Below are 23,763 nucleotides of genomic sequence, written 5' to 3' on the forward strand. Positions count from 1 at the left end.
AGGTTATGCTGTTGAGCAGCCATGGCCATCCGCACCATCCTCCACTATCCCGATCCGCGCCTGCGACAGAAGGCGGAGCCGGTCGGGGACATCACGCCCGAGATCGCGAAGCTTATCGACGACATGGCCGAGACCATGTACGCCGCGCCCGGCGTCGGCCTCGCGGCCACGCAGATCGGGGAGCCACACCGCATCTTCCTCGTTGACATCGCCGCCGACAACGAGCCGAGCAACCTCCTCGTGTTCATCAACCCGGAGATCGTCCGGCAGGAAGGGCAGCAGACCGGCCCCGAAGGGTGCCTGTCGTTCCCCGGCATCAGCGAGGACATCAAGCGCGCCGAGCGCGTCACCGTCCGCGCCCGCGGGCGCGACGGCGCGACGTTCGAGATCGCGGCCGACGGCCTGCTCGCCGTCGCCATCCAGCACGAGCTCGATCACCTCGACGGCGTGCTGATGATCGACCGGATGGGCACCCTCAAGAAGCGCATCGTCCAGCGGAAGATGCAGAAGCGCGGCGCCGAGGCGGCGAGCTGAGCCGCGCGGGCTCGCCGGTTCGCCCCGCGGGGCGGTCCGGCTCGCCCGGCGCGCGGCGGGTTTGTCAGCTCCGCGCGACGGGCCGGTTCGCCCGCGCGCGGTAGGCCTGTCAGCTCCGCGCGGGGAACGCGAGCGGGCCGTTGACGTAGGCGTCGCGGCCGCAGAGCTCCCAGCGCGGATCGACGATCCGGGGCGCGTCCCCCGGCGTGTCCGGGCCGGCCCAGTCGACGGCGCCGGGCCGGCCGCGCGGGCCGAGCAGGATCGGGGCGACGAAGGCGTGGAGCTCGTCCGGCAGGCGCGACGCGAGAAGGCTGCCGGCGAGCTCGGCGCCGCCCTCCACGAGGATGGAGACGATGCCCTGCGAGGCGCAGAGGCGCATCGCGGCGGTCACGTCGACCCGGCCCTCGGCCGAGGTCGGCGCGCGAAGGACGACGCAACCGGCGTCGACGAGCACCTGCTCGGCCGCCTCGGGCGCGTCGGCGCCCGTGAGCACCCACGTCGGCACCTCCCGCGCCGTCTGCGCGAGCCGCGTGTGGAGCGGCAGCCGGAGCCGCGTGTCGAAGACGAGCCGGATGGGGCTCCGCCCCCCCGGGGCCATCCCGGGCTCGCGCAGCGTGAGCCGGGGGTCGTCGGCGAGCGCGGTGCCGATGCCGATCGCCACCGCGTCGTGCCGCGAGCGCAGCTCCTGGACCTTGGCGCGCGCCTCCGGGCCGGTGACCCACTTGGAGGCCCCGGTGCGCGTCGCGATGCGGCCGTCGAGCGACAGGGCGAGCTTGAGCGCGATGTGGGGGATGCCCGTCGTGATGAACTTGGTCCAGGGCGCGATCAGCGCGCGGGCCTCGGCGCCCGCGGCGACGCCGATCTCGACGGCGAGCCCGGCGTCGCTGAGGCGCTGCGCGCCGCCGCCGACCACCCCCGGGTTCGGATCGGTCGCGCCGACGACGACCCGCTTGATGCCGGCGCTCAGCACCGCGTCCACGCAGGGCGGCGTGCGCCCCTCGTGGTTGCAGGGCTCGAGCGTCACGTAGAGCGTCCCGCCGCGCGCCGCGTCCCCGGCGGTCGCGAGGGCAAGCCCCTCCGCGTGCTCCTCGCCGGCGCGCGCGTGGTGCGCGACGGCGACGACCTCCCCCGCCGTGTTCACCACCACCGCGCCGACCGGGGGGTTCGGCGACGGCATCGCCTTGTGCGCCTCCTCGATGGCGAGGCGCATCATCGCGGCGTCGAAGTCGGGATCGGGGCTGGAGGGCTTCGCTGGCATCGAAGTGCCGGATCTACTAGGGCGCCTTGGCCTTCACAAGCTTGCCAAGCTCGACCATGAACTGGTCGATATCCCGAAAGGAGCGATAGACGCTTGCGAACCGGACATAGGCGACCTCATCCAGGGTGCGCAGGTGGTTCATCACGCGCTCGCCGAGCTCGGTCGACGAGATCTCCCGCCGCTCGGATTCCTGCGCCTCGCGCTCGATCGCGTCGGCGATCACCTCGATCTGGTCGGTGGACACGGGCCGCTTGTTGCAAGCGATCCGGAGCCCCCGCACGAGCTTCTGGCGATCGAACGGCTCGCGGCGGCCGTCCTTCTTCACGACGGTCGGCAGGATGTCCTCGACGCGCTCGTAGGTCGTGAACCTCCGCTCGCACGAGGCGCACTCGCGCCGCCTCCGGATCACCTCTCCCGCGCCGCCGGCGCGGGAGTCGATGACCCGGTCCTCGAGGTGGCCGCAAAATGGGCACTTCATCGAGCCATCCAGCGCCGCGCGCGGTCAGTCTTCGAACTGCGAGAGCACGAGCGAGACGTTCGTCCCGCCGAAGCCGAAGGAGTTCGACATCACGTGCTTCATGCGGCGGTCGCGCGCGGTGAACGGCACGTAGTCCAGGGTGCACTCGGGATCGGGATCGTCCAGGTTCAGCGTCGGCGGCACCTTGCCGTCGCGCAGGGCGAGGGCGCAGACCGCCGCCTCGACGCCGCCGGCGCCCCCGAGCAGGTGGCCCATCGCCGACTTGGTGGAGCTCACCCAGAGGCGCTTCGACGCCGCGTGGTCGCCGAACACCTTGAGGATCGCCCGGGTCTCCTCGACGTCGCCCTGCGGCGTCGAGGTGCCGTGCGCGTTGATGTAGTCGATCGCGTCCGGCGCGAGCCGCGCGTCCTCGAGCGCCATCCTCATCGCGCGCTGCGCCCCGGCGCCGTCGGGCGCCGGCTTCGTGATGTGGTACGCGTCGCACGAGGCGCCGTACCCAACGACCTCCGCGTAGATCTTCGCGCCGCGCTTCTTCGCGTGGGAGAGCGACTCGAGCAGCAGCGACCCGGCGCCCTCGGAGCAGACGAAGCCGTCGCGCCCCTTGTCCCAGGGGCGGCTCGCGCGCTGCGGCTCCTCGTTGCGGCGCGACAGCGCGAACATCGCGCAGAAGCCGCCGATGCCGAGGCCGGTGATCGTCGCCTCCGCGCCGCCCGCGAGCATGAGGTGCGAGCGCCCGCGGCGGATCCACTCGAACGCCTCGCCGAGCGAGTGGCCGCTCGACGAGCACGCGCTCGTGTTGCAGTAGCTCACGCCCCGGAGGTCGAGCGCCAGCGCCACCTGCCCGGCGGCGAGGTTGGCGATCACCGTCGGGATGAAATAGGGGCTGACCTTCTGGGGCCCCTTCTCGTGGAGGGTGATCGAGTGCTGGAACAGGTACTCGAGGCCGCCGAGTCCGACGCCGATGAACGTGCCGCACTGATCGCGGTCTTCCTCGGTGAGCTCGATCCCCGCGTCCTGCATGCACATCTGCGAGGCGGCGATGGAGAGCTGGGCGAAGCGGCCCATCTCCTTCACCTTCTTCTTGGGGATGTACTCCTCCGGAGCGAACCCCTTCACCTCGCCGGCGAAGCGAGTCGGAAAGGTGCTCGCGTCGAAGAGGGTGATGGGTGCGATACCGGACTGACCAGCCAGCAAAGATTGCCAGGTGGCCTGCGTCCCGATTCCGTTGGGCGTTACGAGCCCGATGCCGGTGATGACAACGCGTTCCATGGCTTTTTTTGCCCTAGCGCCACCACAGAGGTGCGAACACGTGCTTCGGCGAAGAGCTGGCCCTTCGCTGGCCCACGTGGCCGTCAACCCTCCATGGTGACGCCGCGTCCGGTAGGGCGGTGGGGACGCTACTTCTTGGTGTGCCCTTCGATGTAGTTGATCGCATCCTGGACAGTCCGGATCTTCTCCGTGTCCTCGTCCGGAATGTCGATCTCGAACGCCTCTTCGAACGCCAGGACAAGCTCCACCAGGCCCAGCGAATCGGCGCCCAGATCGTCGATGAACGACGCTTCCGGCTTGATGTGAGACTCCTCGACGTCGAGCTGCTCCTTGATGATCCGCTTCACTTCGGCCGTGATGTCGCGACCTTCAGCCATGGTATTCCTCCCGGGAAAACGGACCCCCTAGTAGCCCATCGCTCTCAGCGTTGCATCATCGAATTACCAGCGGCCGCTTTTTTCGTGTGCGCCTCGTTTGCCGCTTGCCAGGGGGCACAACGCGCGGCTGTCGAGGTGCGCAGGCCGTCGCGCTCAGACGTACATGCCGCCGTTGACGCGGAGCGTCTCGCCCGTCACGTAGCTCGCCTCGTCCGAGCACAGGAATGCGATGGCCGCGGCGACCTCTTCGGGTTTTCCCGTACGCCCGAGCGGGACCATCTTGGTGAGGCCCTCTTTCATCTCGGCGCTGATCGTCGTCGTCATGTCGGTGTCGATGTACCCCGGCGCCACGGCGTTGACGGTGATGCCGCGCCCCGCGTACTCGCGGGCAAGCGACTTCGTCACGCCGAGCAGGGCCGCCTTTGTCGCGGCATACGCCGCCTGGCCCACGTTGCCCATCTCGGCCACGACGCTGGAGAGGAAGACGATACGGCCCGTGCGCGCGCGCATCATCACCTTGGTCGCGGCGCGGGCACAGGCGATCGCGCCCTTCACGTTGACGGCGAACAGGCGGTCGAGGTCTTCCTCCTTGATCCGCAGGAGCAGGCCGTCGATCGCGATGCCGGCGTTCGCGACAAGGATGTCGAGCCTGCCGAGCCGCTTCGCCGCCTCGGCGATGGCGGCCTCGGTCGCCTGCAGGTCCGCGACGTCGAAGCCGAGCGCCTCGGCCTTGCCGCCGCGCGCGGTGATCGCGTCGACGACCGCGCGCGCCTCGGCTTCGCCGCGTACGTAGGTGACGACCACGTGCGCGCCCTGCGCCGCCAGCGCCTCCGACGCAGCCCGCCCAATTCCCCGCGATCCGCCCGTGACGATCGCAACTTTGCCCGTTAGGTCGAACATGGATGCCTATGCCTCCGAAAGGAACGCGCTCACGCGCTCAATCCCCGCCATGTCGCTCACGCTGAGCACCTTGATCTGCTTCGTGATCCGCTTGACCAGCCCGGCGAGCACCTTGCCAGGGCCGATCTCGAGGGCGTGCGTGACGCCGTCCTCCGCCATGCGCTCGATCGTCCTCATCCACTGGACGGTCCCGTCGACCTGCCGCAGGAGGAGAGAGCGCACCCGCTCCGGGTCGGCGTTCGGCGTGGCGTCGACGTTCGCGATCACCGGGAAGGCGAGCGGCCTGAGATTTGTGCGCTCGAGCTCGGGGCGCAGGCGCTCGGCCGCGGGCCGCATCAGCGCGCAGTGGAAGGGGGCGCTCACCTTGAGCGGGATCGACTTGCCGCCGCGGGCCACGGCGAGCTCGCCCGCCCGGGCGACCGCGCCGCTGTGGCCGGCGATCACGATCTGCCCCGGCCCGTTGTAGTTCGCCGGCGCGACCACCTCGCCCTTCGCCGCCTCGGCGCAGATCGCGACCACAACGTCCTGATCGAGCCCGATGAGCGCCGCCATGGCCCCCTCGCCCGCCGGCACGGCCTCCTGCATCGCGCTGCCGCGGATCCGGCAGAGCCGCACCGCCTCCTCGATCTCGAACGCGCCGGCGGCGACGAGCGCGCTGTACTCGCCGAGCGAGTGGCCGGCCGCGTAGAGCGGCGGCTCGAGGTTGGGCAGGTGCTCGATGAGCGCCGCGGCCACGGCGCAGCTCGTGGCGACGATGGCGGGCTGGGTGTTGCTCGTCTTCGTCAGCTCCTCGATCGGCCCGTCGAAGCAGAGCCGCGAGATCGGCTCACCGAGCGCGGCGTCCGCCCGCTCGAACGCGCCGCGCGCCGCGGGCGAGACCTCCGCGAGGGCCTTGCCCATCCCCACCTCTTGCGCCCCTTGCCCAGGAAATAGCCAAGCGATTTTCACGTTTGTCCTCACGTCCAAGCAGAGGAGGCGGACGACGTCCGTCCCCGAGCCACGTCACGAGGCCGGCGCCCGCCGAGCCCCGATCACGCTGGAGCGACGGGCGAGCTCAGCCGCCGCGACGCGCAGATCTCGACCCCAACGCCGGCGCGCCCGCATGGCCTGCTCACATCCGGACGACGGACGCGCCCCAGGAGATGCCGGCGCCGAGCGCGCAGAACAGGACGTTGTGACCCGGCTTGATGCGCCCGTCGCGGACCGCCTCGTCGAGGGCGATCGGGATGGAGGCGCTCGAGGTGTTGCCGTACTCCTCGATGTTGAGCACGAACCTCTCGAGGGGCAGGCCGAGCCGCGCGGCGACCTGGCTGATGATCCGCAGGTTCGCCTGGTGGGCGACGACCCAGTCGACGTCGGCGGCCGTCATGCCCGCCGTCTCGAGCGCGATCTGCGAGGCGCTGGAGAGGTTCTTCACGGCGACCTTGAAGATGTCCTGGCCCACCATGTGGACCTTGTTGCGGTGCTGCTCGATGCCCTCGACGGTGAGCGGCTCGGCCGTGCCGCCGCCCGGGATGACGAGCGAGTTCGCGAGCGCGCCGTCGCTGAAGATGCGCGTCGAGACGATGCCCCGACCGTCGCCGGACGCGGGCCCGAGCACGACCGCGCCCGCGCCGTCACCGAACAGGACGCACGTCGTGCGGTCCTTCCAGTTCAGGATGCGCGAGAGCAGCTCGACGCCGATCACGAGGACGTGCCGGGCCACGCCGTTCGAGATGAACTGATCGGCGATGGTGAGCCCGTAGACGAAGCCCGCGCAGGCCGCCGAGATGTCGAAGGCGGGGATCTCCTCGGCGCCGAGCTTCTGCTGCACGTAGACAGCGCAGGCGGGCATCGGGTAGTCGCCGCTGATCGTCCCGACGATGATCATGTCGAGGTCGGCAGCGGAGAGCCCCGCGGCCGCCAGGGCCGAGCGACCGGCGGCGGACGCCATGTCGCTCGTGACCTCGCCGTCGGCGGCGATGTGGCGCCGGCGGATGCCCGTCCGCTCGCTGATCCAGCTGTCGGAGGTGTCGACGATCTTCTCGAGATCGGTGTTGTGAAGCACCCGGGCGGGCGCGTAGCTCCCCGTCCCGAGGATGCGGCTGCTCGGCCGCGCGGCGCTCATGCGACGGGCCCTCGCGCGTCGGCGTTCGCGCGCGCCCGCGCCGCGCCCAGGTGCGCGGGCGCAGCGTTTTCGCGCGCCGGCGTCCGCGCACCCGCCCCGGTCATGAGGCCGCGGTCGCCTTGGTCGACTTCGCCTTGCGCCCGTTGTAGTGCCCACACGCGCCGCAGGCGCGGTGCGGGAGCCGGGCTTCCCCGCAGTTCTCGCAGGAGACGAGCTGGACGGGGGTCACCTTGTCGTGGTTGGCGCGCCGCATGTCGCGCTTGCTGGGGGTGGTTTTCCTCTTGGGGACGGCCACGGAGCTACTCCTTCTTGGTCTTCTTCTTCGATGTCCCGGCACTGGCCGGGGAGGTCGAGGCTGGTTGCGCGCGCTTGTCAGAGGCGCTGGGCTTCTGTCCAAGCTTGTCTCGGAGCGCGCTGAGCGGCGCGAGCCGCGGGTCGAGGCCCGGAGCGGCCTCGTCCTCCTCCACCGCCCCACCGGCGAGGGTCGAGGACCCGCCTTCGCGGTCCTCTCGGGACGCGGCAGGACCGATACCCGGGCAAGCCTCCGAGCACAAGGGGAAGTTCGGCATCTCGAGGAGAATGGCTTCCCGGATGAAGGGGTCGAGCACCACCGTCTCGCCGTCGTAGGCGTCGACGTCGGCCTCCTCGGCCGAGAACTCGTACTCGGGCTCCTTTGTCCTGGTCTCGGCCTTCGCCGACCCGTTGCGCCCCGCGTCGTCGCGGCGGTGCCGGTGCCCCCCCTGCCCGTGGCTCTCGGCCTTGGGGGCCGGGCGCAGCAGGAGCGAGAGCTCGGCGTCGATGTCGAGCGGCGCGGGCGAGAGGCACCGCGCGCAGGGCGTGGCGACAGGCGCCTTGACGCGGCCGCGCACGACGATCTCGTTCCCCGTCCGGGAGAGGCGGGCCGACAGGTGCCCTGGCGCGCGCCCGGTGACGTCGGCATCGGCGAGCTCTGCGCTCAACCAGTCGGTCGGGAGCGGCACGTCCAGCGAGATGCCGGAGATGTCGATGTCATTGGCGGAGACGGCAAACTGGGACATGGGTTCCGGGCCAGTGAAAGCGGAGCGTTTAGCGCGGGGTGCGTTGGCTCGCAAGACCGAGCTGGGATCGCCGCGACCGCTTTTCCGCTCCTCCGCCGGGCTTCCTCTGGCTCGCCACGGCGGCCCCCGTCCGTTCGGGTCCGCACGGTGGCCCGCGTGGTAGCGTCGCCGGTGCATGGACCGTAGCGCCACGCCCGAGGCCTCTGCCGCGGGCGCCGCAGAGCAGCAGACGGAGTCTTCAGGGCAAGCACGGCGAGCGGGTCGGCGCGCGAGGATCGCGCTCGCGATCTACGCGCTCGTGACGCTCGTGTACGCCGTCAGCGCCTCGCGCGCGATCTTCGCCGCCCACACGCCCTACAACCACTACGCCCTGCTCGCCGAGGCGTGGCTCCACGGCCGGCTCGACCTCGGCGGACCGCCGCCGGCCTACGCTGGCGGCAACGATTTCGCCGTGTTCGGCGACCGCTACTACATCAGCTTCCCCCCCTTCCCCGCGGTCCTGATCGCGCCCCTCGTCCAGCTCGCCGGCGGCGCCGAGCGCGTGCGCGACGGGCAGTTCTTCCTGGCGTTCGCCGGCGTCGGCCCGGCCGTCCTCTTCCTCGCCCTGGAGAAGCTCTCGGCCTCGCGGCGCAGCCGCCGCACGCAGGCGGAGAACGCCGCGCTCTCGATCTTCTTCGCGCTCGGGAGCGTCTACTGGTTCAGCGCGGTGCAAGGGACGGTGTGGTTCGCGGCGCACGTCGTCGGCGTCGCGCTCGCGTGCGTCTATCTCTACTGCGCCCTCGACGCGGCCCACCCCCTCGCGGCGGGCCTCGCCCTCGGCCTCGGGTTCGCGACGCGGACGCCGCTCGGCTTCGCCGCGCCGCTGTTCCTGCACGAGGCGCTCCGCGCGGGCGGCGCGGAACGCCCGGATACGCGCGCCGTCCTGCGCCGCCTCGCCCTCTTCGCCGCGCCGGCCGCGCTCGTGCTCGCCGTGCTGCTCTGGCACAACCACGCGCGGTTCGGCGACGCGACCGAGTTCGGGCACCGCTACCTCCACATCGCCTGGCGCGCGCGCATCGAGAAGTGGGGGCTCTTCTCCTACCACTACCTGCCGCGCAACCTCGCGGTGGTGCTCACCAGCCTGCCGTACACCCAGGTGCCGGGCGCGCCGTTCCAGATCAACGCCCACGGGCTCGCGCTCTGGGTGACCACGCCGATCTACGCGTGGGCGATCTGGCCGCGGCGCACGCCGCCCATCTTCTGGGCGCTCGCCGCCACGGCTTTCGCCGTCGCGCTGCCGAGCCTCTTCTACCAGAACAGCGGCTGGATCCAGTTCGGCTACCGCTTCTCCAACGACTTCGCCCCGTTCCTCTTCGCCATGATCGCCGTGGGAGGTCGCCGCTTCGGCGTGCCTCTCTACGCCCTCGGCGCGGCCGCGATCGCGGTGAACGGCTTCGGCGCGCTCACGTTCCAGCGCGCGGGCTTCGAGCGGTTCTATTTCCTCGAGCGCACCCAGCGCGTCCTCCACCAGCCCGACTGAGCGGCGCGGCGCCGCGGTGCCGCGCCGCCCGCCCTCCGCGCCGGCGCGCGACGACGAAAGAGCGCAGCGCTCTCCCGCGCTCGGACGGGCGATCCTGCGGACGGCGCACGCGGCCCTTGGGTTCGCGGCGCCCGCTGTGCTAGCCCTCGCCGCGCCATGGAAGCTCTGCTCGACCCGGCCGCCATCGGGCGCGGCCTGAGGCGCGTCGCGCTCCAGATCGCCGAGCGCGGCCGCGGCGTGGAGGATCTGGCGCTGATCGGCATTCGACGGGGCGGCGAGCCGCTGGCCAGACGGCTGGCCGCGCTGCTGCTCGAGATCGAGGGCCACGCGCCGCCCGTCGGCGCCGTCGACATCACGCTGTACCGCGACGACGCCGCGACCGCCCTGCCGAACCCGCGCATCGGCCCAAGCCACATCTCCTTCCCCGTCGACGGCCGGCGCATCGTGCTGATCGACGACGTGATCTACACCGGCCGCACCATCCGCGCGGCGGTCGACGCGGTGCTCGACTACGGCCGACCGCGGCGGATCGAGCTGGTCGCGCTCGTCGATCGCGGCGGCAGGGAGCTGCCGATTCACCCCGATTACGTCGTCCGCGCGGTCGAGCTCGCCCCCGGCCAGCGCGTCGACGTCGTGGAGCGCGCGGGCGAGCTCTGGGCTCTCGTCACCGCCGCCGACGCGAAGCTGTCGGAGCCCCCCTCTCCCCCGGAAGGGACGTGAGCCAGCGCATGAGGAGGATCTACCCGCACCGACACCTGCTCGGCATCGAGGGGCTCTCCAGGCCCGAGATCGTGTCGCTCCTGGACGCGGCCGAGTCGCTCTTCGACGTCTCCCGGCGGAGCGTGCGCAAGGTGCCCACGCTCCGCGGCAAGACCGTGGTGAACCTGTTCTACGAGCCGTCGACGCGCACGCGGACGTCGTTCGAGCTCGCCGGAAAGCGGCTCAGCGCCGACGTCATCAACATCAGCGTCTCCACCTCGAGCGCCGTCAAGGGGGAGTCGCTGCTCGACACGGTGCAGAACCTCCAGGCGATGCAGCCGGACGTGCTGGTCATCCGGCACGCCGCGTCGGGCGCGCCGCACCACGTCGCCGCGCGCACGCGCGCCGCGGTGGTCAACGCGGGGGACGGCACGCACGAGCACCCGACGCAGGCGCTGCTCGACGCGTTCACGATCCGCCGCGCCAAGGGCCGACTGGAGGGGCTGGAGGTCGCGATCTGCGGCGATATCGTCCACAGCCGCGTCGCCCGCTCGAACGCGCACCTGCTCACCACGATGGGCGCGCGGGTCCGCTTCGCCGGCCCGCGCACGCTCCTGCCTGTCGCGGGCGAGTCGCTCGGCGCGACGCTCTACGACCGGATCGAGCCCGCCCTGGAGGGGGCCGACGTGGTGATGATGCTGCGGGTCCAGCGCGAGCGGCTGAGCGGCAGCTTCCTCCCCAGCACGCGCGAGTACAGCCGCACCTTCGGGCTCAACCCGGCGCGGCTCGCGCTCGCCAAGCCGGACGCGATCGTGATGCACCCGGGGCCGATGAACCGCGGCGTGGAGATCGATCCGCGCGTCGCGGACGGTAAGCAGAGCGTGATCCTCGACCAGGTCGAGGCCGGCGTCGCGGTCCGCATGGCCGTGCTCTGGGTGCTTGCCGCGGAGTCCAACGAGTTCTCCGCGACCGGCGAGCCGCGGACCACGCCCGCGAGCTGACGCGTCCGGGCCCGACGCGGCCCGGCCAGACGCAGCCCTCCAGCGCACGAGCCACAACAGCACAACCGCGGGCGGCGCGCCGGACATCTGGCCAGCGCGGCCAGGCAGCGCGGGCGGGCACCTGCTCCGGCGTCTTCCTCTCGCGGGTCCTCGCGGTCCGCTGCGCGCCGTTCCCGCGCGCGACGTCGCCCCGCGACGGCTTCGGGCGAACGGGGTTCCCTGCCGCGCTCGGTTTTAATAGTCTGGTCCATCTTTTTGAAAGGGTGGAGCCAACCATGTTTTCGCGAGACGTCCTCAGGATCGATGCCCCGGCGGTAGCGCAAGAGATCGAGAAGGCCATCCGGGATCAGGTGTTCGGCACGCTGCGGAAGCGCGGGGCCGTGGTCGGGATCTCGGGCGGGATCGACAGCTCCGTCGTCTCGACGCTGTGCGTCCGCGCGCTCGGCAAGGACAAGGTGCTCGGCCTCTTCATGCCGGAGCGCGACACCTCGGACGACGCGCTCCGGCTCGGCAAGATGCTCGCCGAACAGCTCGGCATCGAGGCGGTCATCGAGAACATCAAGCCAGCGCTGACCGGTCTCCGCTGCTACGAGCGGCAGGACGAGGCGATCCGGATGGTCTACCCGGACTACAACGAGAGCTGGAAGTTCAAGATCACGCTGCCCTCGATCCTCGAGAGCGACCGGCTCAACGTCTCGCAGCTCACGGCGCAGCCGCCCGGCGAGGAGCCGCGCGTGAAGCGGATGCCCCTGAACGCCTACCTGCAGCTCGTCGCCGCGACGAACTTCAAGCAGCGCATCCGCAAGATGATGGAGTACTACCACGCCGACAGGCTGAACTACGCGGTCGCCGGCACGCCGAACCTGCTCGAGTACGATCAGGGCTTCTTCGTGAAGCAGGGCGACGGCGCCGCGGATTTCAAGCCGATCGCGCACCTGTACAAGAGCCAGGTCTACGCGCTCGCCGAGCACATCGGCGTCCCGGCCGACATCCGCAAGCGCGCGCCGACGACGGACACGTTCTCGATGCCGCAGGGGCAGGACGAGTTCTACTTCGCGCTCCCGTACGACAAGATGGACCTCTGCCTCTACGCCTACAACAACAAGGTCCCGGCCGCGGAGGCGGCGCCCGCCGTCGGCATCACGCCGGAGCAGGTCGAGCGCGTGTTCAAGGACATCGAGGCCAAGCGCCGGGTAGCGCAGTACCTCCACGCCCAGCCGCTGCTCGTCCGCGGCTCTGACCACGCCTGACGAGCTCGGGCCGGCGATGAGATCGCGAGTCGCGATCTCACCTGCAGCGCGCGACGCCGTCGCGCGACTCGACGCAACACTACGCGACACCGCGCAAGACCACGCGACACCGCCGCGCGCTTTTCCGTCGCTGCGGGCACGCCCTGCGGCGTTCGACGCTGCGCCGACCACCCTCGACAGGAAAGCCTGGAGGGTGATAGACGTAAAGGCTAACTCCATGAGCACTTCCAGCATCGAATCGACGATTCGCAACTTCCTGGTCACCTCGTTCGGCTACCGGGGCGCCACCGCCGATCTCGGGGCCGAGGTCCCCCTGCTCGACCAGGGAATCCTGGATTCGACGGCCGTCCTCGAGATCGTCCAGTTCCTCGAGCAGGACCTCGGCATCCAGGTCGCCGACGAGGAGATGGTGCCGGAGAATTTCGGCTCGATCGCCCGGCTCGTCACCTACGTGAACGGCAAGAAGAGCAGCAACTGACCAGAACACCCGGGGGGCGCATGAGCACGCAGCACACCGCTCGTCGCGATCCGCGCACGGATCGCTTCCTCATCGACTCGGCGCTGCGATCGTTCGCCGCCTCGCGCCCCGACCACGCAGCGCTCGTCTCCGAGGGACGCCGGCTCACGTACCGCGAGCTCGACGCGCTCGCCGACCGCTGCGCCGCCCTCTTCCGCGAGGCGGGCGTGCACCGCGGCGACCGCGTCATGATCGCGCTCGACAACGGCGTGGACGCCGTCGTCGCCTACTACGGCGCGCTCCGGGCCGACGGGGTGCCGTCGCTGCTCGGCACCGCGATGCGGCCGCGGCGCTTCGGCCAGGTGATGGAGCTCGCCGAGCCCCGCGCGCTCGTCGCGTCGCGCGGCATGCGCGAGACCCTCGCCGCCGTGGCCGAGCTCCCGCCCGGCGCACGCCCGGCCGCGACGTTCCTGAGCGGCGCCTCGCCCGCGGCCGCCGGCGCCCCGCCCGAGGGGCGCGACTTCCAGGAAGCGCTGGCCGGCGCGCCCGGAGAGGCGCCCGAGCGCCGCGCGATAGAGCTCGACCTCGCGACGCTCTGCTGGACGAGCGGCAGCACCGGCGAGTCGAAGGGCGTCATGCTGACGCACCAGAACCTCCGCAACAGCACCGCGGCCATCGGCGCGTACCTCGAGCACACGGCGGACGACGTGATCCTCTGCGTGCTGCCCCTGTCGCACACCTACGGGCTCTTCCAGCTCCTCGTGACCCACGCGTTCGGCGGGACGGTCGTCCTCGAGAAGGGCTTCTCGATGCCGTGGCCCATCGTCCAGAAGATGGCCGAGGAGCGCGCCACCGGCTTCGCCGGCGTGCCGACGATCTTCGCGTCGATGCTCTCGCTCAAGAACTTCGCGAAGGCCGATCTCTCGGCGCTCCGGTACATGACGAACGCCGCGTACGGGCTCCCGGCGCCGCAGCTCCTGCGCCTCCGCGAGCTCCTGCCCAACGTCGCCTTCTACGCGATGTACGGCCAGACCGAGTGCACGCGCGTCTGCTACCTGCCCCCGTCCCTGGCGCTCGAGCGGCCGTCCTCCGTGGGCATCGCGATGCCGAACGAGGAGCTCTGGATCGAGCGGGAGGACGGCACGCGGGCCGAGCCGGGCGAGGTGGGCGAGCTCGTGGTCCGCGGGCCGAACGTGATGCGCGGCTACTGGAAAAATCCAGACGCAACAGCGCGCGCCCTCCGGCCGGGGCCCCTCCCCGGCGAGGTGGTGCTGCACACGGGGGACCTCTTCAAGATGGATGAGGACCGGTACCTCTACTTCGTCGCGCGCAAGGACGACATCATCAAGACCCGCGGCGAGAAGGTGAGCCCGCTGGAGGTCGAGTCGGTGATCTGCAAGGTCCCCGGCGTCGTCGAGGCGGCGGTGGTCGGCGTGCCGGACCAGGTGCTCGGGGTCGCGGTGAAGGCCGCGATCGTGAAGGCCGCCGACGCCGCGGTGACAGCGGACGACGTCCGCAAGCGGGTGCGGTCCGAGCTCGACGAGGTCGCCGTGCCCAAGTTCGTCGAGTTCATGGACGCCCTGCCCAAGACGGCGAGCGGCAAGGTCAAGAAGAGCGAGCTCATCTGATATGTGCGGTATCGCTGGCCTGATCAACCTGCGCACCGAGGCGCCGAACCCCGACCGCGATCTGGCCCTCCGGATGGCCCGCGCGCTCCGCCATCGCGGCCCTGACGGCTTCGGCATCTACCGCGATCGCCACGTCGCGCTGGCCCACGCGCGCCTGTCGATCATCGACCTCGACGGCGGCTGGCAGCCGATGGCCAACGCCGACGAGACGCTCTGGGTCTGCTTCAACGGCGAGATCTTCAACTACATCGAGCTCCGCGAGGAGCTCACCGCGAAGGGCCACCACTTCCGGACGAAGAGCGACACCGAGGCGCTGATCCACGCCTACGCCGAGTACGGCGAGGCCATGGTCGACCGCCTGAACGGCCAGTGGGCGTTCGTCCTCTGGGACGTCAAGCGGCGGCGCGCGTTCTTCTCGCGCGACCGCGTCGGCATCAACCCGCTCTTCTGGACGGTCCACCGCGGCGTCCTCCGGTTCGCCAGCGAGGTGAAGGCGCTCTTCCAGGACCCCACCATCCCCCGCGCGATCTCGCGCGACGGGCTCGACGAGGCGCTGACCTTCTGGGCGCCGGTCGCCCCGCTCACGCCGTACGAGGCCATCCAGCAGATCCCGCCGGGCGCGGTGGCGACGCTCGACCTCGATCGCGACGTCTCGCCGCGCGTCTCGGTGCGCTACCGGCCCGAGTTCCCCGTCGGGCGCGCGCCGGTAGCGGACGAGGCGCCGCTCGTCTCCGGCGTGCGCGAGGCGGTCCGCGGCGGCTCGACGATCCGCCTGCGCGCCGACGTCCCCGTCGGCAGCTACCTGAGCGGCGGGCTCGACTCGACGATCGTCGCGGCGCTCATCGCCTCGAACCGCGACGTGCCGCTGCGCACGTTCTCGGTCGAGTTCGCCGAGCGCGAGTTCGACGAGGCCGAGTACCAGCGCGCCGCCGTCGCGCACCTCGGCACCTCCCACGCCTCGATCCAGTGCGGCGACGCCGACATCGCGCGCGTCTTCCCCGATGTCGTCTACCACGCCGAGGCCCCGCTCCTGCGCACCGCCCCGGCGCCGCTGTTCATCCTGGCGCGCCTCGTCCGGCAGAGCGGCTACCGCGTGGTGCTGACCGGCGAGGGCGCCGACGAGTTCTTCGCCGGCTACGACATCTTCCGCGAGGACCGGGTCCGCCGCTTCTGGGCGCGCCACCCGGAGAGCAAGCTCCGACCCCAGCTCCTGCTCCGGCTCTACCCTTACCTCCAGCGGTCTCCGGTCGCGCAGGTCGAGATGGCCAAGGCCTTCTTCGGGCGGAACCTCGCGCAGACGGACGACCCGTTCTACTCCCACCGCCCGCGGTGGGACGCGACGAGCCGCATCAAGCTGATGCTCGATCCCGCGATGCGCGAGGGCGTCGGCGAGGCGGCGGCCGCCGATCGCCTGAGGGAGCAACTCCCCGGCGACTTCATGCGCTGGACGCCGCTCGCGCGCGCGCAGTACCTGGAGATCACGACGCTGCTGTCGGGCTACCTGCTCTCGTCGCAGGGCGAGCGCATGATGATGGCGAACTCGGTCGAGGGGCGCTTCCCGTTCCTCGATCCCGACGTGATGGACGTGGCGGACGCGCTGCCGGACACGCTGAAGCTGCGCACCCTCGACGAGAAGCACGTGCTGAAGCGCGCGATGGGCGACCTCCTGCCGCCGGGCGTCCTCGAGCGGAAGAAGCAGCCGTACCGCGCCCCCGTCGTGCAGCCGTTCTTCGGGAGCGGGACGCCGGACTACGTGGAGGCGTGCCTGTCGCCGGACGCGATCAAGGACGCCGGGATCTGGCAGGCGCAGCCCGTCGCGTCGCTCGTCGCGAAGTGCCGCAGGACGGGCGGCAAGTCGATGAGCAACACCGACGACATGGCGTTCTGCGCGATCCTCTCCACGCAGCTGATGGCGCGCGACATCATCCAGGGGGCGCGCGTCGTCTCGGCCGCCGACGACATGTCGGGCCGGCTGGGCGTCGACGTCGACCGGCTGCGCGACGCGGCGGGCTGATCGGACGCGCGGGCGCGCTCGTTCGCCCCGCGCGCTCGTCTCGCCACCGGTCAGCGGCGGATCTTCCTCACCGCGCCGTTGTTCTTCTCGTCCACCCAGTACACGTGGTCGCCGTGGAGCGCGATGCCGCGCGGCGTCCCCCGCTCGTACAGCACCTCTTGGCGACCGCTGCCGTCCTTGCGCTTGCGCAGGACGCGGCTCGATCCCTGATCGGTCCAGTAGACGAAATCGTCGTTGTCATCCACGGCGATGCAGTCGGGGGTCGAGTTCGCGATGTCGCGGTCCTCGTCGGGCGACCACAGGCGCGTCGCGTCCCGCGCGCCGCGCTTCGGCGCCCTCATCACGCCGCCCCGCTCGTCGTTGCTCCGATCGCGGGGGCTGTTGGTCCAGTAGACGTGGTCCCGGTCCACCGCGATCGCATACGGATACGCCTGCGGATTCTCGATCAGCCTGGCCGTCTGTCCGTCCTCCCGCGACGTCTTGTTCACCGAGCCGCGCTCGCTGCGGTCGACCCAGTACACGTGGGTGTCGTCGAGCGCGATGAGGTGCGGCGACACGGCGCTGTCCTCGTGAAACGCGTCGTCGGCCAGGCCGTCGGACATCGGGATCCGGCCGATGAGGCTCCCGCGGCCGGGGGCGCCGATGCCGCCGGCGCGCTGCGCCCAGAACACGTCGGTCTCGTCCGCCACCACGCCGAGGGTCGCGTAGTCCGAGTCGAAGACCACCTTCGGCGCGCCCGCTTCGTCGTGGTTCACCCGCAGGATGTTCGTGTCGTTGAGGTTGGACCAGAAGACGCCCCCCTGGTTCACCGCGATCCCGTACGGAGCGTTCTGATCGGCGGCGATGGTCGTCACCGGTCCACCGAGGACCGACACCTTCTGCACGCTGCCGCCCCGGCCCTCGCCGGCCGTCCAGTAGACCTCGTCGCCGTAGATGACGAGGAACTTGGCGTTCGGAGACTCCATCGTCGGGTACCCGCGCGCGATCTCCGTGACCCCATCGCAGACGCCCGCGGCGCACGTCCCGTCGTCGAGGCACCGCGCGCCGCAAGCGCCGCAGTTCTGCGGATCGTCGCTCACGTTGACCTCGCAGTCGGCGGGGTTGCCGTCGCAGTCGGCCGTGCCGACAGGACACCCGGAGGGTCCCCCCGTCGAGCCGGTACCGGCCCCGCCCACCTCGAAGTCCCCGAGCACGCTGGTGCACGCCGCGGCGATCCCGGCCACCCCGAGCACCACGCCGATCCCGAACGCCTGGCGCATCAGAAACTCCCCTTCGCTCCCGCGGAGCCGAGCCCGATGACCGGTGTGATCCATATCCCGGTGCGCCGCTGTGACCTCGGCGCCGTGAGCAGGAGGACGGCCCCCGCGCCGACGCCCACGGCGCCGACGACGAACCCGATCGTCGAGAGGGTGCCCATGGCGTGGTAGCTGTCGATCTCGCCCTGGAGCGAGGGGTCGCAGCGGTTGCCGGGGCAGCGCTCCGAGAGGTCGCCGTGCTTGCCGATGGCGAGCACCCCGCCCACCGCGCCGGCCGCGAGGCCGACGCCGCCGAGCCCCAGCGCGGCGATGCCCAGCGCCGTGCGGGCGCCGCCGCCGGAAGCGACGGGCCCCGCGTCGGGCGCCCGCGTGATGGGCGGAGGCGACGCGCCGGGCGGCGGCGCGAGCGGCGCGAGCTCCAGCGTGACGGTCTCGCGGGCGCCCTCCGCGAGGGTCAGCTTCACCTCGGCCGCAGCGAACCCCGCCGCCGTCGCGCGGACGGTGTGCTCGCCCGGATCGACCGGCCGCCGGACCCCGAGCGCGGCGCGCGGAACGGGCTCGCCGTCGATCGTGACGTCGACGGCGTCCGGCCCGCGCACCGTCAGGAGCACCTGCGGGATGCGCGGGGCGAGCGCGTCGAGCTCCCGCTGCGCGGCCGCGATCGCCTCGAAGAACGGCTCGGGCGAGCCCTCCGGCGCCCCCTCGCGGAGGATGCGGCTGTACGACTCGTGCGCCGCGATCAACCTGCCCAGGCCCACCTGCGCGCGGGCGACGCCGAGCAGCAACGTCGGCGCGTGGATGATGGCGTCCGCGCGGCTGAACCGATCGAGCGCGGCGGTGAAGTCCTTCTGCTCGAGGGCCTCCTGCCCCTCGACGGCGAGCGAGCGCGCCGTGGCGCGATCGGCGTCGGAGACCTGTGCGAGGGCGGCGGGCGCGCACGTCAGCGCGAGCAGCAAAGCAGCGATTCCTGGTCGACGAGCCATACGAGCGAGGTCCGAGCGAGGTGCTGCGGTGAACGTCAGATGCCGAAGTCGGTCGGCTTCGGCTTGCGACGCACGGTACCCGACGGCGCGGGGGAACGCTGCTTCACCTGAGCGGGCTGCGCCGAGGGCGCGCGCGGACCGGTCGGCGCCGCCCTGGCCGAGGGCGCCGGCGCAGCGGAGGACGAGGGCGCCGGCGCAGCGGAGGCCGCGGGCGCCGGCGGCTCGGGATCCTTCGCCGGCGCGACGGCCGGCGTCGCGACCTCGGGGCCACGCGGTGCGTCGGACGCCGACGCCGTGGCGTCCGGCTGCGCGAGCGGCTGCGCCGGGGCGGCCGGGCCCGCGCCGCGCAGGAGGAAGACGCCGACCGCGACGAGGACGGCCGCGGCGGCCCCGGCGGCCGCGATCACGCGCACGACGACGGGCCGCCGGGTCGGGGGCGACACGACCGAGACAAGGGCGCTGGCGGTCTGCGACCGCATCTGGCGGCCCGCCATCGCGGCCGCGCCCGCTGCCTCGCCAGGCGAGGCCACCGTGGGGACGGGGTTCGCCGAGATCGGCTCGATCTTGGCCTCCGAGGAGGCGACCAGCGTGGCCGCGTTGCCGAACGAAGGCGCCGCGCTGTCGGGTCCCGCGTCGAGGAGCGTCGCGCCCTCCTGCGAGCGCGGGGAGAAGCCGACCTCCACCGAGATGCGATCGCCGGGCGCGCGGAACATGCCGGTGAGGCTCGTCCTCGGCTCGATGCTGTCGCTCGCGATGTCGAGGGCGACCGCCAGCGCGTCGCAGAACTCCCTCGCGCTCTGGAAGCGGGCGTCCGGCTCGCGCGACGCGGCGCGGGCCCACCAGGCGTCGAAGCCGGGCGGCACGGGGGCGAGCTGCGACGGCACCGGCAGCGGCCGCACCATGATCTTGAGGAGCAGATCGCCGAAGGCCTGGCTGTCGAACGGGAGCCTGCCGGTCAGGCACTCGAAAACGACCACGGCGAGCGACCAGAGGTCCGAGCGATGATCGATGCTCTTGGTCCCCTGCGCCTGCTCCGGGCTCATGTACGCCGGCGTCCCGAGCAGCGAGCCGGTCTTCGTGTTGGAGGTGACCTTCGGCGTGCTGTCCTTCGCGATGCCGAAATCGAGCACCTTCGCGATCTCGCGGTCGTCGTCCTTGACGAGGAAGATGTTCGCCGGCTTGAGGTCGCGATGGACAAGGCCGGCCGCGTGAGCCTTCGTGAGGGCGCGCGCGACCTGCGCGGTGATCGCCATCGTGTCGTGCGGATCGAGTCGACCGACGCGCTGGATGCGGGTGTCGAGGTCCTCCCCCTCGAGGTACTCCATCGCGATGTACGGCGTCCCCTTCCAGACGCCGTGGTCGAGGATCTGCACGACGTGCGGGCTGCGGATCTGCGCCGCGACCTTGGCCTCCCGCTCGAAGCGGTGCCGCACCTCCTTCGAGACCCCCTGCGCGTGCATGAACTTGATCGCGCACGGGATGTCGAGGCCGATGTGCTGGGCGAGCCACACCGAGCCCATCCCGCCTTGCCTCAGCGGACGCACCAGGCGAAAGCGATCGGCAACGGTGGTCCCCGCGGCGGGTGTCACGCAGCCTCCCAGACCTTCGGAATACCACAGGTGGCCGTCCAGGGTCACGTTTGCGCCGCGCGAAAATGAAGGAGCTGCCAGGCGCAATCGCGCGATTCGGCCTGGGCGCGCGCGTCGCAGCGGCGCCTGCCGCGCCCGCCGCGTCTGCCGCGCGGGACGGCGGCGCCGGGCGCGAGCGGCTGTGCCGCGCGTCAGGGAGCGGGTGGTGGGCGAGATCGCCGACGCGCGGAGCTCAGCGAGGGCCCGAGCTCCCGGCGGGATCCTGCGCAGGCCGTCGCCCGCCGGCGCGCGACGGAGGCGAGCCGCCGTCGCGCGCGGCGCCCTCTGGCGTGCCCGTCGTCCGCGCGAGCTGGCTACCGCGCGGATCCTCGGGGAACGCCTCGAGGAACTTGCGCGCGTGGTGGCGGGACTCGTCGACGATGCCCGCGCGGAACGTGAGCAGCGCGAGGTTGTACCGCGCGTCGGCGTTCCTCGGGTCGGCCTTCAGGGCGGCGAGGTAGCCCTGGCGCGCGCCGTTGTAGTCGCCGCGCTTGTCGGCGACGAGCGCGAGGTTGTAGAGCGCCTCGGCGTCGGAAGGGTCCTGCTGGGCGAGCGGCGCGAGGCGCGCCGTGGCCCCGTCGAGATCCCCGGTCAGGATCGCGAGCGCTCCCGCGAGGAGCTGCGCCTTCCGGCCGGCGCCCGCCTCGATCGCGCGCTCCGCCTCGGCCCTGGCCTCCGCGACGCGGCCCGCGCGCTCGAGCGCGAGCGCGAGCGCGTAGCGGAGCCGCGACGGGTCGCCGCCCTCCTCCAGCGCGGCACGCGCTTCGGCCTCCGCGCGCTCCGTGCGCCCCGCGACGGCGAGCGCCTCGGCCAGGACGGCGCGCGCGCCCTTCTGCTCGGGGCATCGTTCGCGCGCGGCCTCCGCGTCGCGGAGGGCGGCGCCGGCGTTGCGGGCGTGGAGCCTCGCCTCGGCGCGCAGGGCGAGGCAGGCGCACGTCGCCGGCGCGGCGGGCGCCGCGGAGGCGGGGTGCATCTTCAGGCAGCGCGCGGCGACGCCGTCGAGGTCGCCCTGCTTTCGCTGATCGAGGAGCGGCCTCGTCAGCTCGTCGACCGCGCGCAGGTGCGCGCCGTCGCGGCGCAGCGCCGCCCACCACATCCGCTCGCGTGACCCGAGCAGCGACGACGCTCCGAACACCTGGACGGCGCCGAGGCCGATCACCACGATCGCGGCGCCCATCCGCCGGTGCTTGAAGCTCGAGCCGAGCCAGCGCTCCGCCGCGGCCGAGGCGAGCGTCGCCAGCGCCGCCCAGAGCGGCGCGGCGACGAGGAACACCCCCTGCGCGAGCGGCGCGCGCGGCCCGCGGTAGTAGAGCGCCGCCGCGAGCGCCGTGGCGATCGCGAGCCACAAGAGCGCCGCCCCGTTCCTTGCGAGCCGCGTCTCCAGCCGCGCGGCGAACCACGCCGACAGCCCGAGCGCCGACGCGAGCGCGGCCGCGGAGAGCGCCCCCGCGAGGGCGAGCGCGCGCGGCGGCATCGGCTCCGGCGATAGCCACGTGGGCACGACCGTGAGGACGAGCAGGTGCAGCGCGCGGTACAGGTGCAGGGCGAGCTCAGCAAGCCAAGGCACGGCGTGACCTTAGCCCAGCGCCCATCGCGCACCAAACGGCGGCGCGGACGCGTCCGCAGCGTGACGCCGCAGCGGGCGCGCGCTCACGGCAGGATCATCTCGACCTCGACGGCGACGCGGGCTCCGGGCGGCGGCACCGCGATCCCGAGCGGGATCATCCGGAGGCATTGCGCCGCGTCCGGGCGGTCCATCCCCCGCACCTCGCTGATGCCGCGGGCGATCTCCTTGCCGGACTCGTCGAAGGTCATGTTGAAGAGGTACCTGGCGCGCGCCGGCGTGGCGCTCTTCTTGAGCGAGGGCTCCCAGCACTGCTTCACGAAGAGCGTCCGCCGCGCCTCGAGCGCCTTGATGGCGTCCGCCTCGACGCGTTTCTGGAGCTCGCCCGGCGATGCGGCCACGGTCCCTGCGGGCGCGGCGCGCGGCGCCGGCTGCCGCGGAGCAGGTTCCTCCGTGGACGCGGCCGCCGCCGACCCCGGCGGCGCCGCGCGCTGGAGCCCGAAGTAGAGACCCGCCGCGATGAAGACGCTGCCGAGCAGGATCGCCGCGGGGGTCAGGAGCTCCTTCTGCATGGTGGGGTCGCCGGGGCGCGCGCGGCGCAGCTCGCCGTGCGCGAGATCATCCGCCCGGCTCGACCTTACTCCATGGTGACGACAGCGGATGTGTAGGAGTAATCGTTGTTGGTCCAGAAGGGGCTGTCGGACCTCCCGCAAAGACCGACGTTGTACTGACCGGGCGGCAGCGAGAGCACGGCGCTGAGCCCCATGCTGATCCTGGTGTTCGCCGGGAGCTGGAGCGCATAGACGCCGGTCCCCGCGGGGGTGAGCTCCCCTACCGGCGCGATCTGCTGGGAGCAGATCCAGAGAAGGAGCTTGTCCGCGGGGGTCTCGTCGGTGCCCAGCGCCTTGTTGGACACGACCACGATGCGCTGCCCCAGGGCCGTCACGCTCACCGTGGCGGGCGCCGCGAGGAACTGCGGTGTCATCCGTGGATCGAGGCCCGCGCCGGAGACCGAGGTGCTCGAGACGACGCCGGGCGGTCCTGGTGGACCCGCCGCTCCCTGTACACCCGGGGGCCCCGCGACGCCGGGCGGGCCGGCGGGCCCCACTGGTCCGGCAGGACCGGACGGCCCAGGCTCACCCTTCAGGCCGACAGGCTGGCCGACCCAGAGACCGCTGCTGTCGATGACGAGCTGACCGCCGATCGAGATCGAGTTCGGCGTGATGTCGCCGGACACATTGCTGGCCTGGAGCGCATACGGGACGCTGGCCACCCTGGCGCGCGGAACCATCTCGGGGTCGTTGCCCACCGTGATCCCGAGGTAGCGCGCTGTCCCGTCGAGGACGGGCTTGTCGATGGGCGCGACCTCGCCGAGATCGACCGAGAAGTACCCGTGGTCGAACGTGATCGTGTGGACCTCGCTCCAGATGGGCACGGGCGCGTCGATCGCGTCGTAGAGCGCAAACACCACGTCGAGCGTGTCGTCGATCGGCTGGCCTGCCGCGTCGAACAGGCGCCCCTGGTGGGTGATCGTGATCGGGACAGCCGCCGCGGCGGGCCCGGCGAGCGCGATCGCCACGGCAAGCACCGGCGCGTTGATCGTTCGTGCCTTCATCGCAAGCTCCCGTCGTTCGCCCTCGCGAGCCGGCGCCCGGAAGTGCCGGACGGGAAGCCGCACGTCCCCTGCGGCGCGATCGCGACCGATCGCTCCGGACGTCTGGACGCGCAGCGCAAGCCCTGCCCCGTCCTCGCGAAGAAGCAGCGCCTTGGATGCCGGCCCCGGGCGGCGGTTGCGGTCGCGCGC

The 23,763-nt window shown here is 72.0% G+C and carries 23 protein-coding genes; 8 read left to right on the plus strand and 15 right to left on the minus strand.

Going from position 1 to position 23,763, the window contains the following annotated elements:
* The first annotated feature begins 21 nt into the window (after positions 1–21).
* The gene (def, locus tag WMF24_RS19915; protein WP_437738013.1) at positions 22–534 is read left to right on the plus strand and encodes a peptide deformylase; all 513 of its coding nucleotides are present in this window, start codon (positions 22–24) and stop codon (positions 532–534) included.
* A 109-nt stretch (positions 535–643) separates the two neighbouring features.
* Here the strand turns inward: def and ribD are convergent, their stop codons facing one another.
* The 9 genes from ribD to WMF24_RS19960 form a co-directional block, all read right to left on the minus strand.
* Positions 644–1,792 carry a bifunctional diaminohydroxyphosphoribosylaminopyrimidine deaminase/5-amino-6-(5-phosphoribosylamino)uracil reductase RibD gene (gene ribD / locus WMF24_RS19920; protein WP_437738014.1) on the minus strand — a complete coding sequence of 383 codons (1,149 nt, stop codon included), beginning with the start codon at positions 1,790–1,792 and terminating at the stop codon, positions 644–646.
* A gap of 16 nt (positions 1,793–1,808) precedes the next feature.
* Positions 1,809–2,270 (minus strand): transcriptional regulator NrdR, encoded by a 462-nt coding sequence (nrdR, locus tag WMF24_RS19925; protein WP_436609725.1) that lies wholly within the window; start codon positions 2,268–2,270, stop codon positions 1,809–1,811.
* Positions 2,271–2,294: 24 nt separating this feature from the next.
* The gene (gene fabF, locus WMF24_RS19930; protein WP_437738015.1) at positions 2,295–3,539 is read right to left on the minus strand and encodes a beta-ketoacyl-ACP synthase II; all 1,245 of its coding nucleotides are present in this window, start codon (positions 3,537–3,539) and stop codon (positions 2,295–2,297) included.
* Positions 3,540–3,667: 128 nt separating this feature from the next.
* The gene (gene acpP / locus WMF24_RS19935; RefSeq protein WP_061612542.1) at positions 3,668–3,916 is read right to left on the minus strand and encodes an acyl carrier protein; all 249 of its coding nucleotides are present in this window, start codon (positions 3,914–3,916) and stop codon (positions 3,668–3,670) included.
* Between the two features lie 153 nt (positions 3,917–4,069).
* A complete protein-coding gene (locus WMF24_RS19940) occupies positions 4,070–4,816 on the minus strand; it encodes a 3-oxoacyl-ACP reductase family protein (protein ID WP_437738016.1) in 747 nt (248 codons plus the stop codon).
* Between the two features lie 6 nt (positions 4,817–4,822).
* Positions 4,823–5,764, minus strand: coding sequence for an ACP S-malonyltransferase (gene fabD / locus WMF24_RS19945; protein WP_437738017.1), 942 nt, complete (start codon positions 5,762–5,764; stop codon positions 4,823–4,825).
* 163 nt (positions 5,765–5,927) lie between these two features.
* The gene (locus WMF24_RS19950) at positions 5,928–6,923 is read right to left on the minus strand and encodes a beta-ketoacyl-ACP synthase III (protein ID WP_437738018.1); all 996 of its coding nucleotides are present in this window, start codon (positions 6,921–6,923) and stop codon (positions 5,928–5,930) included.
* A 100-nt stretch (positions 6,924–7,023) separates the two neighbouring features.
* Complete coding sequence (gene rpmF / locus WMF24_RS19955; RefSeq protein ID WP_437738019.1) at positions 7,024–7,218, minus strand: 50S ribosomal protein L32; 195 nt, start codon at positions 7,216–7,218, stop codon at positions 7,024–7,026.
* Positions 7,219–7,222: 4 nt separating this feature from the next.
* Positions 7,223–7,960, minus strand: a complete 738-nt coding sequence (locus WMF24_RS19960; RefSeq protein ID WP_437738020.1) for a YceD family protein — start codon at positions 7,958–7,960, stop codon at positions 7,223–7,225.
* Between the two features lie 175 nt (positions 7,961–8,135).
* Between WMF24_RS19960 and WMF24_RS19965 the strand changes: the two genes are divergently transcribed.
* The 7 genes from WMF24_RS19965 (at position 8,136) to asnB (ending at position 16,528) form a co-directional block, all read left to right on the plus strand.
* Positions 8,136–9,479, plus strand: coding sequence for a hypothetical protein (locus tag WMF24_RS19965; protein WP_437738021.1), 1,344 nt, complete (start codon positions 8,136–8,138; stop codon positions 9,477–9,479).
* Positions 9,480–9,635: 156 nt separating this feature from the next.
* The gene (gene pyrR / locus WMF24_RS19970; protein ID WP_437738022.1) at positions 9,636–10,199 is read left to right on the plus strand and encodes a bifunctional pyr operon transcriptional regulator/uracil phosphoribosyltransferase PyrR; all 564 of its coding nucleotides are present in this window, start codon (positions 9,636–9,638) and stop codon (positions 10,197–10,199) included.
* Positions 10,200–10,207: 8 nt separating this feature from the next.
* A complete protein-coding gene (locus tag WMF24_RS19975; protein WP_437738023.1) occupies positions 10,208–11,179 on the plus strand; it encodes an aspartate carbamoyltransferase catalytic subunit in 972 nt (323 codons plus the stop codon).
* Between the two features lie 275 nt (positions 11,180–11,454).
* Positions 11,455–12,429 carry an NAD(+) synthase gene (gene nadE, locus WMF24_RS19980; protein ID WP_437738024.1) on the plus strand — a complete coding sequence of 325 codons (975 nt, stop codon included), beginning with the start codon at positions 11,455–11,457 and terminating at the stop codon, positions 12,427–12,429.
* Positions 12,430–12,646: 217 nt separating this feature from the next.
* A complete protein-coding gene (locus WMF24_RS19985; protein ID WP_020736522.1) occupies positions 12,647–12,907 on the plus strand; it encodes an acyl carrier protein in 261 nt (86 codons plus the stop codon).
* A 20-nt stretch (positions 12,908–12,927) separates the two neighbouring features.
* Complete coding sequence (locus WMF24_RS19990; protein WP_437738025.1) at positions 12,928–14,514, plus strand: class I adenylate-forming enzyme family protein; 1,587 nt, start codon at positions 12,928–12,930, stop codon at positions 14,512–14,514.
* A 1-nt stretch (position 14,515) separates the two neighbouring features.
* The gene (gene asnB, locus WMF24_RS19995; RefSeq protein ID WP_437738026.1) at positions 14,516–16,528 is read left to right on the plus strand and encodes an asparagine synthase (glutamine-hydrolyzing); all 2,013 of its coding nucleotides are present in this window, start codon (positions 14,516–14,518) and stop codon (positions 16,526–16,528) included.
* A gap of 50 nt (positions 16,529–16,578) precedes the next feature.
* On the opposite strand, the gene WMF24_RS20000 is transcribed toward asnB, so the two are convergent.
* The 6 genes from WMF24_RS20000 to WMF24_RS20025 all read right to left on the minus strand — a co-directional run bounded on the left by WMF24_RS20000 (position 16,579) and on the right by WMF24_RS20025 (position 23,574).
* The gene (locus WMF24_RS20000) at positions 16,579–17,787 is read right to left on the minus strand and encodes a lipoprotein receptor (protein WP_437738027.1); all 1,209 of its coding nucleotides are present in this window, start codon (positions 17,785–17,787) and stop codon (positions 16,579–16,581) included.
* On the minus strand, positions 17,787–18,740 hold the full coding sequence (locus tag WMF24_RS20005; protein ID WP_437738028.1) for a hypothetical protein: 954 nt from the start codon (positions 18,738–18,740) through the stop codon (positions 17,787–17,789). Before WMF24_RS20005 ends, WMF24_RS20000 begins: the two co-directional genes overlap by 1 nt.
* Before the next feature lie 62 nt (positions 18,741–18,802).
* Positions 18,803–20,404 (minus strand): serine/threonine-protein kinase, encoded by a 1,602-nt coding sequence (locus WMF24_RS20010; protein WP_437738029.1) that lies wholly within the window; start codon positions 20,402–20,404, stop codon positions 18,803–18,805.
* Positions 20,405–20,588: 184 nt separating this feature from the next.
* Positions 20,589–21,962 (minus strand): tetratricopeptide repeat protein, encoded by a 1,374-nt coding sequence (locus tag WMF24_RS20015; RefSeq protein ID WP_437738030.1) that lies wholly within the window; start codon positions 21,960–21,962, stop codon positions 20,589–20,591.
* 83 nt (positions 21,963–22,045) lie between these two features.
* Positions 22,046–22,531, minus strand: coding sequence for a hypothetical protein (locus WMF24_RS20020; protein WP_437738031.1), 486 nt, complete (start codon positions 22,529–22,531; stop codon positions 22,046–22,048).
* 65 nt (positions 22,532–22,596) lie between these two features.
* Entirely contained in the window at positions 22,597–23,574 is a 978-nt protein-coding gene (locus tag WMF24_RS20025) for a hypothetical protein (protein ID WP_437738032.1), read from the minus strand.
* Positions 23,575–23,763 lie beyond the last annotated feature (189 nt).

Origin of the sequence: Sorangium sp. So ce1335 (genome assembly GCF_051521615.1) — a bacterium.
Lineage (GTDB): Bacteria > Myxococcota_A > Polyangia > Polyangiales > Polyangiaceae > Sorangium.

Bases quoted from the DNA above. Each gene is read 5' to 3' on its own strand.
- def (WP_437738013.1), top strand. From the start codon at position 22: ATGGCCATCCGCACCATCCTCCACTATCCCGATCCGCGCCTGCGACAG.
- nrdR (WP_436609725.1), bottom strand. From the start codon at position 2,270: ATGAAGTGCCCATTTTGCGGCCACCTCGAGGACCGGGTCATCGACTCC.
- fabF (WP_437738015.1), bottom strand. From the start codon at position 3,539: ATGGAACGCGTTGTCATCACCGGCATCGGGCTCGTAACGCCCAACGGA.
- WMF24_RS20025 (WP_437738032.1), bottom strand. From the start codon at position 23,574: ATGAAGGCACGAACGATCAACGCGCCGGTGCTTGCCGTGGCGATCGCG.
- WMF24_RS20000 (WP_437738027.1), bottom strand. From the start codon at position 17,787: ATGCGCCAGGCGTTCGGGATCGGCGTGGTGCTCGGGGTGGCCGGGATC.
- ribD (WP_437738014.1), bottom strand. From the start codon at position 1,792: ATGCCAGCGAAGCCCTCCAGCCCCGATCCCGACTTCGACGCCGCGATG.
- pyrR (WP_437738022.1), top strand. From the start codon at position 9,636: ATGGAAGCTCTGCTCGACCCGGCCGCCATCGGGCGCGGCCTGAGGCGC.
- acpP (WP_061612542.1), bottom strand. From the start codon at position 3,916: ATGGCTGAAGGTCGCGACATCACGGCCGAAGTGAAGCGGATCATCAAG.
- WMF24_RS19940 (WP_437738016.1), bottom strand. From the start codon at position 4,816: ATGTTCGACCTAACGGGCAAAGTTGCGATCGTCACGGGCGGATCGCGG.
- WMF24_RS20020 (WP_437738031.1), bottom strand. From the start codon at position 22,531: ATGCAGAAGGAGCTCCTGACCCCCGCGGCGATCCTGCTCGGCAGCGTC.
- WMF24_RS19975 (WP_437738023.1), top strand. From the start codon at position 10,208: ATGAGGAGGATCTACCCGCACCGACACCTGCTCGGCATCGAGGGGCTC.
- WMF24_RS19990 (WP_437738025.1), top strand. From the start codon at position 12,928: ATGAGCACGCAGCACACCGCTCGTCGCGATCCGCGCACGGATCGCTTC.
- nadE (WP_437738024.1), top strand. From the start codon at position 11,455: ATGTTTTCGCGAGACGTCCTCAGGATCGATGCCCCGGCGGTAGCGCAA.
- asnB (WP_437738026.1), top strand. From the start codon at position 14,516: ATGTGCGGTATCGCTGGCCTGATCAACCTGCGCACCGAGGCGCCGAAC.
- WMF24_RS19960 (WP_437738020.1), bottom strand. From the start codon at position 7,960: ATGTCCCAGTTTGCCGTCTCCGCCAATGACATCGACATCTCCGGCATC.
- WMF24_RS19985 (WP_020736522.1), top strand. From the start codon at position 12,647: ATGAGCACTTCCAGCATCGAATCGACGATTCGCAACTTCCTGGTCACC.
- WMF24_RS19965 (WP_437738021.1), top strand. From the start codon at position 8,136: ATGGACCGTAGCGCCACGCCCGAGGCCTCTGCCGCGGGCGCCGCAGAG.
- WMF24_RS19950 (WP_437738018.1), bottom strand. From the start codon at position 6,923: ATGAGCGCCGCGCGGCCGAGCAGCCGCATCCTCGGGACGGGGAGCTAC.